We start from the raw sequence: 17,623 nt of genomic DNA on the forward strand, positions 1-17,623 counted from the left end.
GATCCAAACCCGAGAGACCTCCATGGCGCTTCTCCTGCTGGCCTTCCTCGTGGTTTCGTGCGCCACGAACATCCTCACCAGCTGGTTGTCGACGCGGGTCTTCTACGTCATCTCGGTGCTTCCGTTCGGCGCGTTCGTCTACACCCTGACGCAGACAGGAACCGTTCTCGCGGGCGGTTCCATCGTCGAGACCATCCCGTGGATCCCTCAGCTCGGTATTGCGCTGTCGTTCCGGGTCGATACTCTCGCCTGGCTGCTCGCTCTCATCGTGACCGGTGTCGGCGGGCTCGTCCTCGTCTATTGCGCCAGGTATTTCTCCAGCGATGAACCGGGCCTCGGCCGGTTCGCGGCCCTCCTGCTCGCCTTCGCCGGCACGATGTACGGACTCGTGACCGCCGACGACATCATCGTGATGTTCATGTTCTGGGAGATCACGAGCGTGCTGAGCTACCTGCTCATCGGGCACTACGTCGATCGCAAGGAGAGCAGGGGTGCCGCGCTCCAGGCGCTCCTCGTGACAACGTTCGGCGGCCTCGTGATGCTCATCGGCGTTGTGATGATCAGCGTTCAGGCCGGAACGACATCCATCGCCTCGATCGTCGACCAGGGCCTCAGCTCACCGGCAACGACCGTCGCGATCCTCCTGATCCTCGTCGGCGCGCTGTCCAAGTCTGCGATCGTCCCGTTTCACTTCTGGCTCCCAGCCGCGATGGCTGCGCCAACGCCGGTGAGCGCGTATCTCCACGCCGCCGCGATGGTGAAGGCGGGTATCTACCTGGTGGCGCGCCTGGCCCCCGGGTACTCGGATACGCCTGGCTGGGTTGAGGTACTCGTGTCGCTCGGAGTGCTGGCGATGCTCGTCGGCGCCTGGCGGTCGCTGCGCCAGTACGACCTCAAGCTCGTCCTCGCCTATGGCACAGTGAGCCAGCTGGGCTTCCTCATGGTGATCGTCGGCTTCGGTGGATACGACGCGGCAATCGCCGGCGCCGCGCTGCTCGTCGCCCACGCCATCTACAAGGCAGCGCTTTTCCTCGTCGTCGGCATCATCGATCACAGGGCAGGCACCCGCGACTGGCGCAAACTCTCGGGCATCGGCAGGCAGTCGAAGATGCTCGCGGCGATCAGCCTCATCGCTGTTGCATCGATGGCCGGAATCCCGCCCCTCTTCGGTTTCGTGGCGAAGGAAGCCGTCTTCACCGCGTTCCTCGAAGCAGGGCGGGCCGGCGACGTCTGGGGCTGGGTGGCGCTTGTCGGCACAGCCGTCGGCTCCGTGCTGACCGTGGCCTACAGCATCCGCTTCTTCTGGGGCGCGTTCGCGACTCGGCCTGATCGCGCGCCGACGGCCCTGCACTCCGACGGCTGGGGCATTCTCACCGCTCCCGCGATCCTCGCGGCTGCCACGATCGCACTCGGCGTTGGTGCGTCCGCCGTCGACCCCTTCTTCCAGCCGTACGCGGACACCATGCCAGGTCACGGGGAGTACCACCTGGCGCTGTGGCACGGCTTCGAACCCGCACTCGCGGTGTCGGCGGTCGTGGTGCTGCTCGGTGTCGTCCTGTTCATCCGGCGCAAATGGGTGGCCAGGGTCCAGGATGCCGTGTCGCCCATGTTCGATAGCTCACGCGGCTACTGGCTCATCATCCAGTTCATCGACCGGCTGTCCGCTCGCACGACGATCTTCGCCCAGCGCGGCGGACTGCCCCAGTACCTCGGCACGATCCTCGTCGTCTACGTGCTGACCCTCGGGGTTGCGTCCGCCATGAACCGAAGCTGGCCAGACAGCATCCGCTTGTGGGATTACCCGGAGCAGGTCCTCATCGCCGTTGCCGTTGCGACGGCTGCGGTCATGGCGGGCAAGGCGAAGCAGCGGATGAGCGCGGTGCTGCTCGTCGGAACCACAGGTTTCGGAATGGTCGCCCTCTTTGCCCTGCACGGCGCACCCGACCTCGCGCTCACACAGGCCCTCGTCGAAATGGTGACGCTCGTCGTCTTCGTTCTTGTGCTGCGGAGGCTGCCGACCAGAATCGCGCAGCGGAACAAGCCGGTGCGGAGGATTCTCCGAGCCGCGATCGGCGTCGCCGTCGGGGTGACGATGGCTATCGTTGCGATCATCGCGCTCGGTGCGCGGCAGGCCGAGAGCATCGGCGCCGAATGGCCGAGGCTCGCTGTTGAAGGTGCGCACGGCCTCAACATCATCAACGTCGTCCTCGTCGACATTCGCGCGTGGGACACCATGGGGGAGATCTCCGTCCTCGTCGTTGTCGCAACGGGAATCGCGAGCCTCCTGTTCGTCACTGGGAGGACGGGGCCGATTCCGCGGCTCTCCGGATCCAAGCAGCAGCGCCGCGGCCGCAATCGCCGCCGCGTTGTCGTCGACCCGCTCGCACCGGGCCCCGAGGCCAGCTCGAACCGGATGAGCTGGCTGCTCGCCGGCCGGACGCTCGCCCGCGACCACAGGTCAGTCCTGCTCGAGGTCCTGGTGCGTTTGCTCTTCCACCCGGCAATCGTGGTGTCGGTGTACCTGCTCTTTGCCGGGCACAACGCACCGGGAGGAGGGTTCGCCGGCGGACTGCTCGCGGGGCTCGCGCTCGTCGCCCGTTACCTTGCCGGCGGCCGCTACGAGCTCGCCGAAGCGATTCCCGTCGACGCCGGCAAGATCCTCGGACTCGGCCTCGCCCTCGCCGTTGGCACCGCCATCGCCTCGATGTTCTTCGGCGGCGCTGCACTGCAGTCGGTCTACCTTGAGGCGGACGTGCCGATCCTCGGACACCTGTCGTTCGGCTCGTCGACCATCTTCGACTTCGGGGTGTACCTCGTCGTGGTCGGCCTCACGCTCGATATCCTTCGCAGCCTCGGGGCTGAGATCGACCGCCAGCAGGAGGACGCAGACCTGTCGGGCGAAGCGCAGGACGACTTCTCCGAGAGCGAGGCAGTGCGATGACCGCGTCACTGACACTCATCATCCTCATGGCCATTCTCTACGCGGTCGGGATCACCGTCATGCTGGAGCGCTCGCTGACCCGCGTGCTCATCGGCTTCATGCTCGTCGGTAACGCCACCAACCTCCTCATCCTGCTCGTCAGCGGACCGAGCGGCAGCGCGCCGATCGTCACGGGCACGGCATCCGATGAGTCGATGGTCGACCCGGTGCCGCAGGTTCTCATGCTCACGGCCATCGTGATCAACTTCGGGATCACGGCCTTCGTCCTCGCGCTCATCTACCGGTCGTGGTGGCTCGCGCAGCTCGGCGACCAGGGCGACGTGGTGCCGGACCAGCACACCGAAGACACCCAGGCGCTGACCGAGGCAACGTTCGATGCCGTCGACCTCGACGACGCGGCAATCCAGCAATTGCTTGCGGCGAGCGACGAGCATCCGGACGACCCGGGCGACGCAGAGGGCCGGGACGATTCTTCCGGCCCGGACCGTTCGGACGACACAGGCAGGAACGAGAAGGGGAGACGCACATGACCGCGATTCTGCCCCTGATCGTCCTGATCCCGCTCTTCGCCGCCGCCCTCGCGCTGGTTCTCAGCGCTTACCGCCGTGCGCAGGTCGCGGTCAGTATTCTCGCGCTCAGCGCGGTCTCCGTGCTGGCGACCATCCTGCTCGTCCACGTCGACAGGCACGGAGCTGTCGTCGTCGATGTCGGTGCGTGGGATGCCCCGTTCGGTATCGTCCTCGTTGCCGACCGGCTCGCGGTCATCATGGTGCTGATCTCCGCGCTGATGCTCCTCGGTGTGCTCATCTTCGCCGCCGGCCAGGGTATCGCGGACGGCGACCGGGATACACCGGTCACGATCTTCCACCCCACCTACCTCGTGCTGTCGGCCGGGTTGTTCGATGCCTTCGTCGCCGGCGACCTGTTCAACATGTATGTCGGGTTCGAGATGCTGCTCTCGGCGAGCTATGTGCTCCTGACGCTCGGTGGAACAGGTGCGCGCATCCGCGCCGGCGTGACCTACATCATCATCAGTCTCACGTCGTCGATCATCTTCCTGGCCTCGATCGCTTTCATCTACGCGGCCACCGGCACGGTCACCATCGCACTCATCGCCGAGCGGGTCAGGGACCTTCCCATGGATGTGCAGCTCATCCTGTGCATCTCGCTCCTCGTCGCGTTCTGCGTCAAGGCTGCTGTGTTCCCGATGTCGTTCTGGCTCCCCGACTCGTACCCAACGGCACCGGCACCCGTGACGGCGGTGTTCGCCGGTTTGCTGACCAAGGTCGGCGTCTATGCCATCATCCGGACAGACACCGTGATGTTCACCGACGTCGATATCGACGTTCCGCTCATGATCATCGCCCTGCTCACGCTGCTCATCGGGATCCTCGGCGCCCTGGCGCAGGCCGACATCAAACGGCTGTTGTCGTTCACCCTCGTCAGCCACATCGGCTACATGATCTTCGGTATCGCCATCGGGAGTCAGGCCGCACTGGCGGCGACGATCTTCTACATCATCCACCACATCATCGTGCAGACGACCCTGTTCCTCGCGACGGGACTCGTGGAACGGATCGGCGGCACGACCTCGATCAACCGGCTCGGCGGCATCCTCAAGGCGTCCCCGTTCGTGTCAGTGCTGTTCTTTATCGGCGCGATGAACCTCGGGGGCATCCCGCCGTTCTCCGGATTCCTCGGCAAGATCGGCCTGTTCGAGGCCGGCGTCGAGCTGGGAACGCCGTTGTCCTACCTGCTGATCGCCGCGGGAGCACTCACCTCCCTGCTCACGCTGTACGCGCTCGCGCGAGTATGGAACATGGCTTTCTGGCGGTCGGAGAGCGAGGTCGAGGGTTATTCATCCCCGTTGCTCAAGTCGCTTGCGGAGGGCCCGGAGGACCGGGGCGTCACCGTGATGTCCAAGCGCGTCCCCGCCCTGATGCTCAGTGCAACCACAGGAATGGTTGCGCTGACCGTCTGCCTCACTCTCTTCGCCGGGCCGCTCTTCGCCTTCGCCGAGCGCACGGCATCCGATTTCGAAGTCTCTTCCACCTACGTCGAGGCCGTGTTCCCGGGGGGTGTGCGATGAGTTCAGACTCGGGACACCACATCAGGGCGGTCAGCCAGTTCGCGCTGCTCGGCGGCCTCGTTGTGCTCTGGTGCCTGGTGTGGGGCCAGGTGACGGTGCTTACGGTCCTGACCGGAGTGATTCTCGCCGTTGTGATCTCGCTGATGTTCTACCTGCCGGCGATCGATCTGAGCGGCCGCGTCAACGTCTGGTACCTCCTGGTGTTCTTCGTCCGGCTCATCGTCGACATCGCGCGGGCGTCAATCGACGTGGCCTGGCTGGTCATCAACCCGAGGTACAAGCCGTCGAGCGCTGTTATCGCGATTCCGCTCGACACCCGGTCCGACCTCATCATGACCTTCACCGCCGAAGCCATCTCGCTCGTTCCCGGCTCGATCGTGGTCGATGTCGACCGTCAGGAGTCCGTGCTCTACGTCCACGTCATCAACGTCCGCACCGAGCAGGACCTTGAGGAGTTCCGCGACGAGGTTTTCGCCACGGAGAAACGACTGGTCATGGCCATCGGTTCGAACGACGACGTCTGGCGGGTGCGCCAGCCCAACCACCTGACCAGATCCGACACGGGAGGAGGCTCCTGATGCAGGTTGCGATCATTATCGCCGGTGTGCTCTTCAGTATCGGGGCTGTCGCCGCGCTCTACCGGGTGATCAAGGGGCCGAGCCTGCTCGACCGCGTCATCGCCTCCGACGTCTTCGTTGCCACGGTGATGTGTGTGCTCGGAAGTGAAATGGCTTTCAACCAGCACACCGAGACGCTGCCCGTCATCCTCGTTCTCGCGGCATTCGCATTCCTCGGCTCGGTGAGCTTTGCCCGCTTCATGGCGAAACAGGATGAGACATGATTTGGGACAGCGTTCGCGAAATCATCACCATCACCCTCGTCATGGTTGCCGCGCTGATGTGCGCTGCAGCGGGTATCGGTCTCTTCCGGTTCCCCGACGTGCTGTCCCGGCTCCACGCCGCAACGAAGCCGCAGATCCTCGGCCTCATGTGCGCCTCTGCCGGTGTCGCCGTGAACGACCCGCGGATAGCGACCTTCGCGCTCCTCACGGCCATCATCATCTTCCAGGGGCTGACAGCTCCGATCACCGCGCACATGGTCGCGCGAGCCGCCTACCGGTCGAATCACCTGCGTCGTGACCTGCTGATCCGGGATGAGCTCGCCGACCGGGTCGAGCGGATCGAGCGGGAGAGGGCGGCAGCAGCAACGGGTCCCGACGCCGATACCGGGGCCGCCTACGAACAACGAACCGCGGGCGAACCCGACAAATAACCGGGACGGACAGCTCAACGCGACGTGCTGACGGCATCCGTCTGTCGGGTGGTCTCAGGGTTGTGGCGCTGCACGACTGACGAGCTCGAGGATCGCGTTGGCGACGCCGGCAGGGTCGACGAGCATGTGGAGGTGGCGGCCGTCCAGTTCGATGACCGGCCACCCGCGTGATCGGGCCCGGGAGACCTCATCGGCGTAGGTCGAGCCGAAGGCGAGGTAACCGGCTGGCGTCGTGTCCCAGCCCGCGTCGATCCTGAGCGTGCCGCGGAGGAAATCGAGGGGAAGCTGGGGTTGCTGCGCTTCGATGTGGAACCTCGTCGCCGGGTCAGGGAAGAGCCTGGCGATGTCTTCCTCGTCGAACCAGTCAGTCCAGACGGGGAGCAGGCCATCCTCGTCGGCGAGGGGTTCGACCCGGTCGAGCACAGCGGCTACCGCGAGCTTCTGGATACCCGACGAGACAGGAACGACCGCGTCGACGAACACCACGCAGGCCACCGTGCGGATGTCGATCAGCGTCGGGACAAAGTTGCCCGCATTGGAATGCGGCACGAGGATGACCGTGCGGTCGGCGGGAACCGCGGTCGCGTAGCCCAGGGCCGCATCGATCGGGGTTACGGGGTCCGGCTCGTCGTCGGGCGGAGCGATGACCACCTCGTGTCCCCGACGGCGTAATTCGCGCTGGACCGGTTCCCAGGCGGCAGGGCCGAGGAGGGCGCTCGCCAGCAGCACGATGACGGGCGCGTCCGGAATGTCCTCTGTCGGGAGAACCGGTTCAGGAGCCTGCATATTCACCTCCGTTCCCGGTACGCTACCGGGTGCCAGCTGCGGACGAGTGCGCACTGCCGAGCCGGGGCCGGGTTGGCGCCTCAGGTCGCCGCGCGATCGGCTGCGGCCACCGCGGTTTGCTCGAGCCGGTTGACGTAGCTCGCCCACCAGCTCTCGTCTTCCGCTGGCAGGTTCGACGTGCCGGCCCTGAGCCCGACGGAACCGTCGATGAGTTCACGGACGATATCCGCGTGGCCCGCGTGCCGGTTGGTTTCCTCGACGAGGTGCACGAGGATCCGGTGCAGGGTGGTCTCGCTCTTCTCCCGCGGCCACCAGGGCACCCGCCCGACGGCGCTCAGATCGAGGGCGGCGACAGTGGCATCCGAGTGTTTCCACACGCGCCGGTACAACGCGATGATCGACTCTCGCGATTCGTCTTCCGTTGCCCACATGTCGGCGTTCGGCTCGGCATCGTCGTCCATCCACGGCAGCGGTTCGGGGAACGGGCGGCCAAAGGTCTCGCCGAGGTATCCAGCCTCGACGCCGGCAATGTGCTTGATCAGGCCGAGCAGGTTCGTGCCCGTCGGAACGAGCGGGCGGCGAACGTCGTACTCCGACACCCCGTCGAGCTTCCACAGGAGCGCCTCCCTGGCGCGCTGCAGGTAGATGGCGAGGTCGTCCCTGGGGTCGGTGAGCGGCATGACGACAGCCTTGCACAGAGGGCATCGTTACCGCACGGGTGAATGGTCCGGCAGGCGAGCGCATCACGTGCGGTCGAGCGCATCAGTTGCGCGTGATGTGTTCGACCGGAACTGATGGTCTCGGCGCTAAGTGACCCGGTCGCCCGCTGCCCACACGCCGACGACGGTGAGGTCGTCGTCGAGAAGCACGGCATCGGCAGCGAAACCGGGCGCGAGTTGCCCGAGGTCGCCAGCGCGCCCGATCGCGCGGGCAGGCGTCGTCGTGAGCGCTGTGACGGCATCCGTGAGTTCGATGCCGACGTCGAACACCGCGCGCCGAAGCGCCTCGTCGAGCAGGAGTGTCGATCCGGCGATCGAGTCGCCGTCGGTGAGCCGCGCGACACCGTCCGTCACCGTGACCGACAGCGAACCAAGCTGGTAGACGCCGTCGTCCGAACCGGCTGCAGCCATGGCATCCGTGATCAGGGCGATTCGGCCCGGTGCGGAAGCGAATGCCATCCGAACGACCTCGGGGTGAACGTGGACACCGTCGTTGATGATCTCGAGGGTCACCGATGGTGAGGAGGTCGCGGCTGCGACCGGTCCCGGTTCGCGGTGGTGGATGCCGTTCATCGCGTTGAACGCGTGGGTGAGGATGCTCGCCCCCGCCTCGAACGCCTCGAGGGCGCCGTCGAAGTCGACGCTGGTGTGCCCGACCGCCACTGTGACGCCCGCGTCGGCAAACTGACGGATGGCGTCGAGGCCTCCCGGCAGCTCGGGGGCGAGAGTGACCTGCCTGAGCGTGCCGCGAGCCGCTGTGACGAGGCGGTCGATGCTCTCGGGGTCAGGAGCGCGCAGCAATTCAGGGTTGTGGGCACCCTGCCTGCCAATGTCGAGGAAGGGTCCCTCGAGGTGAGAACCGAGGATCGTCGGGTCCGCCTCGGCGAGGTCGGCGATGGTGCCGACGCGGTCGACGAGGTCGTCGACGGTTGCGGTGACGAGCGAGAGCACGGACCGGGTCGTGCCGTGGCTGCGGTGGACCTCGAGGGCCGAGCGGATGCTGTCGGCACCGTCATCGAACGATCGCGCGTTTCCCCCGTGCCCGTGGATGTCGATGAAGCCGGGAGTGAGGGTGAGGCCTTCCCCGTTCACGGTCTCTGCCGCGCCAAGCTGTGTCCACTCCGGCCCGGCGCCGACGGCAGCGATGACGTCGCCGGACACGGCCACGAATGCATCGGGCGTGACGTGCCCGCCGGTGACGAGGGTGACCGAGTGAATGACGAGGTCGATGGGCGCTGGAGCGAGTTCAGTCACGATGCAACGATAACGTCGATGCCGTCGGCGGCGAACGCGCTTTTCTGCTCGGCGGTGATCCCGTCGTCGGTGATGAAACTGCCGAAGAGTTCGGCCCCGCCGACTGTCGCGAACGACCGAACGCCGATCTTGGTGGAGTCCGCCACCATGAACGCTCGGGCGGCCCTCGATGCCATCAGCCGGTTGACGTGCGCTTCCGACTCGTCGTTGACCGAAGCGCCGTGCTCAGGCACGACGCCGTTGACCCCGATGAAGGCCAGGTCAAGCGCCACCCCCTCGAGGACCATGTCGCTGTACGGTCCGACGAGTTCGTACGATCGCGGGTGCACCACTCCACCGGTGACGACCACCTTGAACTGCGGGCGCATGGCGAGTTGGGCCGCGATGTTCACGGCGTTGGTCACGATCGTGAGGCTCGGCTCCGGGGACGGTTCCGAGAGGTCGGATCGCGTCGACAGAACCGTCGCGATCGCGGTCGCCGTTGTGCCCCCACACAAGCCGACGACACTGCCGCGGTGAACCAGGGCGCTCGCCGCCTGTGCGATCAGTTGCTTCGCTTCGGCGTTCGACTCGTGCCGGTACCTGATCGGCAGGTCGTATGCGACTGAATTACCGACGGCGCCACCCCTGGTGCGGGTCAGCAACTGCTGCCTCGCGAGGGTGTCGAGGTCACGGCGAGCGGTCGCTGGGGAGACTCCGAGTGACGCGGTCAGGTCGTCGACCTCGACCTGGCCGTTTTCAGCGAGCAGGTCGAGTACGGCGCGCAGTCGCTCATCGCGATTCATCGAGTGCTTCCGTCGTGGCCATCCCGCGCGCGAAGAGTGTCAGGAGTCGTTGTGCCTCCCGGCTCAGGCTCTCCCGCGCCGGAGTGAGGTACTTGCGCGGATCGACGATCGCGTCGTCATTGTCGAGCACCGCGCGCGCGGCGCGGGTGTAAAAGCCGTTGAGGTGGGTCGACACGTTGATCTTGGTCATCCCGGAGCCGATGGCCGCAACGATATTGGCGTCGGCGACACCCGAGGAGCCGTGCAGCACGAGGGGCACGGTCAGCGCCGACCGCAGCGCTGCGATCAGGTCGAGATCGACGGATGCCACGCGGTTTGTCATCGCGTGTGAGGAGCCGACGGCGACGGCGAGTGCGTCGACCCCGGTGTCGGAGACGAAGGCGACGGCTTCGACGGGATCGGTGCGGACGCCGGGAGCGTGGGCGCCGTCCTTGCCGCCGACCTTGCCCAGCTCGGCCTCGACATACACGCCGGCGTCGTGAGCGGCCTCGACCACCCTCCGGGTCGCCGCGACATTGTCGGCGTACTCGAGCTTCGCCCCGTCGTACATCACCGAACTGAAACCGAGGTCGATGGCCTCCCGTGCGAGCGACTCATCCTCCGCGTGGTCGAGGTGGACGGAGACCGGCGTTGACGCGGCCTCGGCGAGGGCGAGCGTCGCGCGCGCGATCGGACCGAGCGAGCCGTGGTAGCGGGCACAGTTCTCAGAGATCTGCAGGATGACGCCGAGACCCGCGCGCTCGCTCGCCGAAACGAGACCCTCGGCCGTCTCGAGCGACACCACGTTGAAAGCGCCGATTCCCGTCCCGTTCCTGTACGCGTGGTCGATCAGGGTTCTCGTCGTCTCGAGCGTCATGACTTTCTCTCGTCCGTGGTTGTCGTGGGGTGGCCCTGGTAACGGGAGATGGTGATCTCCCGTTCGAGGTCGGTGATTCGTCCCGGGTCGACGTCGCCGGCGATGGGTTCGAGTACGGCCGCGGCCGACCAGGCTGTCGCCCTGGTGAGGATCGCCCGTGTGTCGAGGTGTGCGCGGGTGTCCCGCGCGAGGAGTGCTGCCACTCCGGCGACGCCGGCGTCGCCGGCACCTGTCGGGTTGCCGGCGAGGACGCGGCCGAGCCGAGCCGCGAGCACGGGTTCCGCCGGGTCGGCGGGAACAGCGATCATGCCCGCTTCGCCGAGCGACACGAGCACGAGGCGGGCGCCCATCGACTGGAGCGCGCGAGCGCCGGCGACCGGATCTGATTCGCCCGTGGTGTCGAGGAGTTCACTCGCGTTGGGTTTGAGAACCGTCGCACCGGCAACGGCAGCGTTTCGCAGTTGCGTGCCCGTGGCATCCGCTATGACGGGAATGCCCGCAGCGCGACCGGCGGCGACGAGATCACCGTAGAGGGTGTCAGGGCATCCGGGCGGGACGCTTCCGGAGATGACGAGGCAGGTCGCGTCGGCCAGTCGACCGGTGACGGCAGCGAGAAGCTCGGCCCAGGCCCCTGCGTCGATGGCCACGCCCGTCTCGTTGATGATCGTCGTCCTGTCCGGTTCGACGATGGCGGTCGACTGCCTGACGTTTCCGGGAACCTCGACGAGGCTCGATGGAATGCGTCCGAGATCCGAGCCGAACCAGTCCAGGTCGTTTCGCCCGACCGGCGCAACGACGAGCGCGTCTGCACCCATCTTCTCAAGGACCCTCGCGACGTTGAGCCCCTTGCCTCCCGCCCGGCGGATGCCCGGTGCGACCCGGTGGGTGTGCCCGGGGTCCAGGCGGTCGAGGGTGAGGGTGATGTCCACGGCCGGGTTCGGCGTGACCGTGACGATCACGGGGCACCGGCCGATGGGTCGAGGATGCCGCGGGCGCCGAGGGCGGCACCGACAAGTCCCGCATTTTCGCCGACCGTCGCCGGGAGGAGGACCGGCCGCCTGTGGAAGGTGAGGAAGGAGTTCATTCGCTCGGCGACCGGTTCGAACAGGGCGTCGCCCGCCTGGGCGAGTCCGCCGCCGAGCACGATGGCCTCCGGGGCGAGCAATGCGACGCTCTGGGCGAGCGCCAGGCCGATGGCATCCGTCGCATCCGACCAGACCCGCTGCGCGAGCAGGTCGCCGGACCGGGCCCGCTCGAGAACCTCACGGGCGCCGAGAGGGCCGTCGACGTGGTCGCCGGCCGGCAGGCCAGCGCGGTACAGCCGGCTGATCGCGCCCGCCGACCCGATCGCCTCGAGGCAGCCGCGACCGCCGCAGGCGCACGCGGTCCCGCCGGGGCTGACCACCGAGTGCCCGATTTCGCCGGCGTAGCCGTGAGCTGAGTACGGTTTCCCGTTGATGAAGACCGCGCCGGCGATGCCGGTCCCGATCACGACGACGAGCACGTTCGAGTACTGGCCAGCGCTCCCGAGCTGGTACTCAGCGGCCCCCGCTGCCCTGACGTCGTGGGTGAAGTACACGGGAACGCCGAGTCGTTCGGCGGCGAGCGCGCGGAACGGCACATCCCGCCAGCCGATGTTCTCGGAGAACACGCCGATGCCGAGTTCGTCGTCGACGAGGCCGGGCACGATGAGTCCAGCCGCGCGGATGTCGGCGTCGGGGTGCGCGGCACGGAACCGGAGGGCCAGGGTTTCGACCTGCGCCAGCACGGCATCCCCTGTGCCGTCGACGGAGTGCGGTGTCGGTACCCGGACCGTGTCGATCAGGCGGCCATCAGTGCCAACCAGTGTTGCCTTGGTATCGGTCCCGCCCACATCGAACGCGAGGACAGCGGGGCCGGTGCCCAGCTGGCCGGGTGGGGCGGTTTCGATCATGCGCCGAGAATGACGGATCGGGTGAGGTTGCGCGGGAGGTCAGGGTTGAGTCCCGCGCGGAGTGAGCGCTCGAGGGCGACACGGTGGGCGCGGACCAGGTCGGCGACGGGATCGAGCGCCGAGTGCTCGAAGTGCGCGCCGGTCACAGCGACGTCGGCGTCGAGGCCAGCTGGCATCTCGCCGAACAGCCAGACAGCGCGTCCGGGGGCGGCGATGGCGAGCGGTCCGTGGCGGTACTCCATCGCCGGGTATGACTCGGTCCAGGCCTGCGATGACTCGCGCATCTTGAGTGCGGCCTCGTGGGCGAGGCCAACCGTCCAGCCGCGACCGAGGTACGTGACCTGCTCTGCTCCGATGAGCTGTTCCGGCAGTTCTTCGGTGAGGGCGGTTTCTGCGTCGGCAATGGACTGTGAGACATCTGCCCCGGTCGATGCGCGGAGGAAGGTCAGCGCCGTTGTCGCGAAGCGGGTCTGGACGACGCTCTTCTCGTCGGCGAACGGCAGGGCGATGATGTCATCGGCCGCGTCGACGAGGGGGCTCGAGGTGTCACCGACGATGCCGATGGTGCGGACCTTGCCGCGGATGCCGCCGAGCAGTTCGAGGACTTCGGAGGTCGTGCCCGAGCGAGTGATTGCGACGACGGCGTCATAGTCACGGTCGACGAACGCTTCGGACGCGGCGAAGGCGTCGGTCACTCCGAGGCCGGCGTTCTCGCGCAGGGCGGCGTAGGACTGAGCCATAAACCAGGAGGTGCCGCAACCGACGACCGCGACCTTCGCACCCGCCTGGGGAAGAAGCTTCGGCTCAGCGATCAGGTCGACGGCCTGTGCCCATACCGCTGGCTGGCTTTGGAGTTCTTCGGCCATGTGCGCGCCGGCGGTCTGAGTGTTCACGATTCGTCCGTTTCCGTGTATCGATGATTGGTAGTGATTGATTTATCGCTTTACAATCATTATCAATCGCCGCGACCGCGGATGCAACCTAAGTGGACAGCCCCGGCTCGGTGTCCGTGGCGCTCACGCGAGCCCCAGCTCTGATGCCCAGTGCCTCAAACCGTGGCTGAAGCGCCTCGAGCCGAGCGGCGAAGTCAGCCCAGACCCGCCGGTCTGACTCATCCGGTCGCACCGACCAGGCGATCTCGGCGAGCGCGACGAGCCGGGGGAACGCGAGGTAGTCGATGTCGGCCCTCGATCGAACGGTCTCGGTCCAGAGTGGCGCTTCGATGCCGAGGATGTTCCCGGCGACGTCGGGAAGGATCGCGGTCGGCTCCCACTCGTACGATTCACGCACTGTCGTGAACCCGTCCGCCCAGGACAGCCCGATCGGGCTCGACTCGTCGTAGGAGATATCGAGGTAGGCGACATCCGCGGGGGAGAGGATCAGTGAACCGCCCTGGCGCACGAACGAGAGTGCCCGATCGGCCGCGTCGTTCTGCGGCGTGAGGAAGCTCCAGTACTGCCCGACGGTCCCTGGGGCGAGGTCGGTGCTGATTCCGGCCTCGTGCCATGCGATCGGGACCTTGCCGTGCGATGCGACCAGCCGGCTCGCGCGGGCGACGAACTCCCGGTACTCGTCGGTCGGTGTGGCGTGGGACTCATCGCCGCCGAAGTGTAACCACGGGCCAGGGGACTGCTCGGCGACCTCACGGAAGACGTCGTCGAGGAACGACCAGGTGGCGTCGCTCGTCGTGTCGAGGGTCGAGAAGCCCACCTCTGTGCCGAGGTATGCCGCCGCCGCTGTGCCGCTCGGGTTGAGTTCGGGCAGTGCTGACAGTGCCGCGTTGGTGTGGCCGGGGACGTCGATCTCGGGCACGATCGTCACGAAACGGGCGCTCGCGTACTCGACGATGCGAGCGAAGTCGGCCTTGGTGTAGAAACCGCCTTGGTCGCCGTCCACAGCGGTGGAACCGCCGATCTCGGTGAGTTCCGGCCGCGAGTCGATGCTGATGCGCCAGCCCTGGTCATCGGTGAGGTGGAGGTGCAACACATTGATCTTGAACAGGGTGATCATGTCGATGAACCGGCACACCTCGTCTACGCCGAAGAAGTGCCTGGCCACATCGAGCATGGCGCCCCGGTAGGAATAGCGCGGCCGGTCCGTGATGGTGGTCGCGGGGGCCTCCCACGCAACGGACTGCACCGTGCGGTCTTCGACGTCGCTCGGGAAGAGCTGACGCAGCGACTGGACGCCATAGAACAGCCCGGCAACGGTGGCGGCGGTCAGTTGCACACCGAGTGCAGACGTCTCGAGTGCGTAGCCCTCCTCGCCGAGATTTCTGGTGTCGGCGACGTCGAGGTGCAGTGCAATGTCGTGCGCTGGCGCCGGCTCACCGCCGTCAGGGCCTGCCTCGAACGGTTCGATGATCGGAACGAGAAACCCCGTCGATCGTCGCAGCAGCCCGGCGAGGTACGAGGCGACGGATGCCGCGGCGGTCGTCGCGAGGATCCGGGATGCGGTCGTCAGAACGAAGGGCGCAGCCCCGGGTGGTGTGACCTGCGTAACAGGCTGGGGAACGATGCTGCCGGGGAGGTGTCTCATCTGTGATCCGTTTCTTGAACTGCGATGTCCGAGCTGCCGAAGGGCCGTGCGTCTGTCCACTGTAGCTAGCGCTGTGGGGGTTCACCGAGTCTGGTGACGGCATCCTGATACCATTGCCGTGTCGCAACTGGCGTAAAGGTGCTGACCTGACCGACTGACTCTTAATCAGCGGGAATGGCTCAGCATCCGGATGGTTACCATCGGGGAGCGACTGACACGGATTCGGCCGAACGCCTGGGTCGATACGGATTACCTCTCTTGTCCGCCGCTGTCTTAAGGAGCCAGTTTTGTCTTCAACGTTCAACGCACCTCTCTCCGAGGTCGATCCCGAAATCGCCGCCGTTCTCGACAACGAGCTTGGCCGCCAGCGCAACTACCTCGAGATGATCGCGAGCGAGAACTTCGTTCCCGTCTCGATCCTGCAGTCGCAGGGCAGCGTCCTCACCAACAAGTACGCCGAGGGATATCCGGGCCGCCGCTACTACGGCGGCTGCGAATACGTCGACGTCGCCGAGTCGCTCGCCATCGAGCGCGCGAAGAGCCTCTTCGGTGCCGAGTTCGCCAACGTTCAGCCGCACTCGGGCGCAAGCGCCAACGCGGCAGTGCTCTCGGCGATCGCGACCCCCGGCGACACCATTCTTGGCCTTGAGCTCGCTCACGGTGGACACCTCACCCACGGCATGAAGCTCAACTTCTCCGGCAAGCTCTACAACGCGGTGTCGTACGGTGTCGACCCGGAGACCTTCCTCGTCGACATGAACGTCGTTCGCGAGAAGGCACTCGAGCACAAGCCCCAGGTCATCATCGCCGGCTGGTCGGCGTACCCGCGTCAGCTGGACTTCGCCGCCTTCCGCGCCATCGCTGACGAGGTCGGCGCGAAGCTGTGGGTCGACATGGCCCACTTCGCGGGACTCGTCGCCGCAGGTCTCCACCCGTCGCCGGTTCCGTTCGCAGATGTCGTGTCGTCGACCGTGCACAAGACACTCGCTGGTCCCCGCTCGGGCTTCATCCTCAGCCGTGACATGGAGCTCGCCAAGAAGCTCAACTCGAACGTCTTCCCTGGCCAGCAGGGTGGACCGCTCATGCACGTCATCGCCGCCAAGGCGACGGCGTTCCTCCTCGCATCGCAGCCCGAGTTCAAGGACCGCCAGCAGCGCACCCTCAGTGGTGCACGGATTCTCGCCGAGCGCCTCACCGCTGGTGACTCGCGGGCCTCGGGCCTCGACGTCCTCACCGGCGGCACCGATGTGCACCTCGTGCTCGCCGACCTGCGCAACTCGGAGATCAACGGCCAGCAGGCGGAAGACGCCCTCCACGAGGTCGGCATCACCGTCAACCGCAACTCTGTTCCGTTCGACCCGCGCCCGCCGATGGTCACATCGGGACTCCGCATCGGAACGCCCGCGCTGGCCACGCGTGGCTTCGGTGATGCCGAGTTCACCGAGGTTGCCGACGTCATCGCGACGGCGCTTCAGCCCGGCGCCGACATCGAGTCGCTCCGCGCTCGCGTTGCGACTCTGACCGAGGCTTTCCCGCTCTACCCCGGCCTGGTTCAGTAGTCGATGACGGCGCAGATCCTCGACGGTAAGGCCGTCGCATCAGTCATCAAGTCCGAGCTGAAGGAGCGCGTCACAGCGCTTCGGGAGCGCGGCATTGTGCCCGGCCTCGGCACCGTCCTCGTCGGTTCTGACCCGGGGTCGCAGTGGTACGTCGCAGGCAAGCACCGCGACTGCGCCGAGGTCGGCATCGAGTCGATCCGACGCGACCTGCCCGAGTCGATCAGCCAGGAAGAGCTCGAGGCTGTGCTCGACGAGCTCAATGCCGACCCGAGCTGCACCGGCTACATCGTGCAGTTGCCGTTGCCCGCCCACCTCGACACCGACGCGATCCTCGAACGGGTCGACCCGGAGAAGGATGCAGACGGGCTGCACCCGACCAACCTCGGGCGACTGGTCCTCAACGTCAACCGGCCGATCCTGACACCGCTGCCCTGCACGCCGCGTGGGGCGATTGAGCTCATGCAGCGGCACGGCATCGAGCTGGCAGGCAAGCACGTCGTGGTCGTCGGCCGCGGTGTCACCGTTGGCCGTGCCATCGGGCCGCTGCTCACCCGTCGTGAGTACAACGCGACGGTCACCCTCACCCACACCGGCACCGTCGGTCTCGACGACCTGCTGCGCACGGCGGACGTCATCGTCGCCGCCGCTGGGGTGCCCGGCATCGTGAAGGCCTCGGCCGTGAAGCCGGGCGCCATCGTGCTCGACGTCGGCGTGAGTCGGGAGACCGACCCGGAGACCGGCAAGAGCCGTGTCGTCGGCGACGTCGACCCGGCAGCAGCAGAGGTCGCGTCGTGGATCTCACCGAACCCCGGTGGCATCGGCCCGATGACGCGCGTGCAGTTGCTCACCAACGTTGTCGACACCGCTGAGCGCCTCAACCCGTAGCGACCA

17 protein-coding genes and 1 riboswitch are annotated in these 17,623 nt (G+C 66.7%); of the genes, 8 read left to right on the plus strand and 9 right to left on the minus strand.

The window, feature by feature from the left end; all coding sequences use genetic code 11:
* The first annotated feature begins 22 nt into the window (after window positions 1-22).
* The 6 genes from AC1C2M_RS00860 to mnhG are packed head-to-tail and all read left to right on the plus strand — an operon-like array spanning window position 23 to window position 6,302.
* Window positions 23-2,941 carry a Na+/H+ antiporter subunit A gene (locus AC1C2M_RS00860; RefSeq protein ID WP_495434933.1) on the plus strand — a complete coding sequence of 973 codons (2,919 nt, stop codon included), beginning with the start codon at window positions 23-25 and terminating at the stop codon, window positions 2,939-2,941.
* On the plus strand, window positions 2,938-3,471 hold the full coding sequence (locus AC1C2M_RS00865; protein ID WP_483404813.1) for a sodium:proton antiporter: 534 nt from the start codon (window positions 2,938-2,940) through the stop codon (window positions 3,469-3,471). The genes AC1C2M_RS00860 and AC1C2M_RS00865 overlap by 4 nt, the downstream gene beginning before the upstream one ends.
* Window positions 3,468-5,030: a Na+/H+ antiporter subunit D gene (locus tag AC1C2M_RS00870; RefSeq protein ID WP_495434314.1), complete on the plus strand. Its 1,563-nt coding sequence runs from the start codon at window positions 3,468-3,470 to the stop codon at window positions 5,028-5,030. Before AC1C2M_RS00865 ends, AC1C2M_RS00870 begins: the two co-directional genes overlap by 4 nt.
* Complete coding sequence (locus tag AC1C2M_RS00875; RefSeq protein ID WP_483404811.1) at window positions 5,027-5,608, plus strand: Na+/H+ antiporter subunit E; 582 nt, start codon at window positions 5,027-5,029, stop codon at window positions 5,606-5,608. Before AC1C2M_RS00870 ends, AC1C2M_RS00875 begins: the two co-directional genes overlap by 4 nt.
* A complete protein-coding gene (locus tag AC1C2M_RS00880) occupies window positions 5,608-5,871 on the plus strand; it encodes an MrpF/PhaF family protein (protein ID WP_483404810.1) in 264 nt (87 codons plus the stop codon). The genes AC1C2M_RS00875 and AC1C2M_RS00880 overlap by 1 nt, the downstream gene beginning before the upstream one ends.
* On the plus strand, window positions 5,868-6,302 hold the full coding sequence (gene mnhG / locus AC1C2M_RS00885) for a monovalent cation/H(+) antiporter subunit G (RefSeq protein ID WP_483404809.1): 435 nt from the start codon (window positions 5,868-5,870) through the stop codon (window positions 6,300-6,302). The genes AC1C2M_RS00880 and mnhG overlap by 4 nt, the downstream gene beginning before the upstream one ends.
* Before the next feature lie 54 nt (window positions 6,303-6,356).
* On the opposite strand, the gene AC1C2M_RS00890 is transcribed toward mnhG, so the two are convergent.
* The 9 genes from AC1C2M_RS00890 to AC1C2M_RS00930 all read right to left on the minus strand — a co-directional run bounded on the left by AC1C2M_RS00890 (window position 6,357) and on the right by AC1C2M_RS00930 (window position 15,173).
* Window positions 6,357-7,088 (minus strand): hypothetical protein, encoded by a 732-nt coding sequence (locus AC1C2M_RS00890; RefSeq protein WP_495434934.1) that lies wholly within the window; start codon window positions 7,086-7,088, stop codon window positions 6,357-6,359.
* Window positions 7,089-7,168: 80 nt separating this feature from the next.
* Complete coding sequence (locus AC1C2M_RS00895) at window positions 7,169-7,768, minus strand: DinB family protein (RefSeq protein WP_495434315.1); 600 nt, start codon at window positions 7,766-7,768, stop codon at window positions 7,169-7,171.
* 126 nt (window positions 7,769-7,894) lie between these two features.
* Complete coding sequence (gene nagA / locus AC1C2M_RS00900) at window positions 7,895-9,061, minus strand: N-acetylglucosamine-6-phosphate deacetylase (RefSeq protein ID WP_495434935.1); 1,167 nt, start codon at window positions 9,059-9,061, stop codon at window positions 7,895-7,897.
* On the minus strand, window positions 9,058-9,846 hold the full coding sequence (locus AC1C2M_RS00905) for a DeoR/GlpR family DNA-binding transcription regulator (RefSeq protein ID WP_483404805.1): 789 nt from the start codon (window positions 9,844-9,846) through the stop codon (window positions 9,058-9,060). Before AC1C2M_RS00905 ends, nagA begins: the two co-directional genes overlap by 4 nt.
* Window positions 9,833-10,702, minus strand: coding sequence for a class II fructose-bisphosphate aldolase (locus AC1C2M_RS00910; protein ID WP_495434936.1), 870 nt, complete (start codon window positions 10,700-10,702; stop codon window positions 9,833-9,835). The genes AC1C2M_RS00905 and AC1C2M_RS00910 overlap by 14 nt, the downstream gene beginning before the upstream one ends.
* Window positions 10,699-11,661, minus strand: a complete 963-nt coding sequence (locus tag AC1C2M_RS00915; RefSeq protein ID WP_495434937.1) for a 1-phosphofructokinase family hexose kinase — start codon at window positions 11,659-11,661, stop codon at window positions 10,699-10,701. The genes AC1C2M_RS00910 and AC1C2M_RS00915 overlap by 4 nt, the downstream gene beginning before the upstream one ends.
* Complete coding sequence (locus tag AC1C2M_RS00920; RefSeq protein ID WP_495434938.1) at window positions 11,658-12,635, minus strand: ROK family protein; 978 nt, start codon at window positions 12,633-12,635, stop codon at window positions 11,658-11,660. Before AC1C2M_RS00920 ends, AC1C2M_RS00915 begins: the two co-directional genes overlap by 4 nt.
* Window positions 12,632-13,528 carry an SIS domain-containing protein gene (locus AC1C2M_RS00925; protein WP_495434939.1) on the minus strand — a complete coding sequence of 299 codons (897 nt, stop codon included), beginning with the start codon at window positions 13,526-13,528 and terminating at the stop codon, window positions 12,632-12,634. The genes AC1C2M_RS00920 and AC1C2M_RS00925 overlap by 4 nt, the downstream gene beginning before the upstream one ends.
* A gap of 88 nt (window positions 13,529-13,616) precedes the next feature.
* Entirely contained in the window at window positions 13,617-15,173 is a 1,557-nt protein-coding gene (locus AC1C2M_RS00930; RefSeq protein ID WP_495434940.1) for a beta-N-acetylhexosaminidase, read from the minus strand.
* A gap of 113 nt (window positions 15,174-15,286) precedes the next feature.
* A riboswitch (ZMP/ZTP riboswitch) is annotated at window positions 15,287-15,420 on the plus strand.
* Between the two features lie 40 nt (window positions 15,421-15,460).
* On the opposite strand from AC1C2M_RS00930, the gene glyA reads away from it, so the two are divergent.
* Window positions 15,461-16,732, plus strand: a complete 1,272-nt coding sequence (glyA, locus tag AC1C2M_RS00935) for a serine hydroxymethyltransferase (RefSeq protein ID WP_495434941.1) — start codon at window positions 15,461-15,463, stop codon at window positions 16,730-16,732.
* A 3-nt stretch (window positions 16,733-16,735) separates the two neighbouring features.
* On the plus strand, window positions 16,736-17,617 hold the full coding sequence (locus AC1C2M_RS00940) for a bifunctional methylenetetrahydrofolate dehydrogenase/methenyltetrahydrofolate cyclohydrolase (RefSeq protein WP_495434942.1): 882 nt from the start codon (window positions 16,736-16,738) through the stop codon (window positions 17,615-17,617).
* Window positions 17,618-17,623 lie beyond the last annotated feature (6 nt).

Source organism: Mycetocola sp. Y444 (assembly GCF_059445295.1).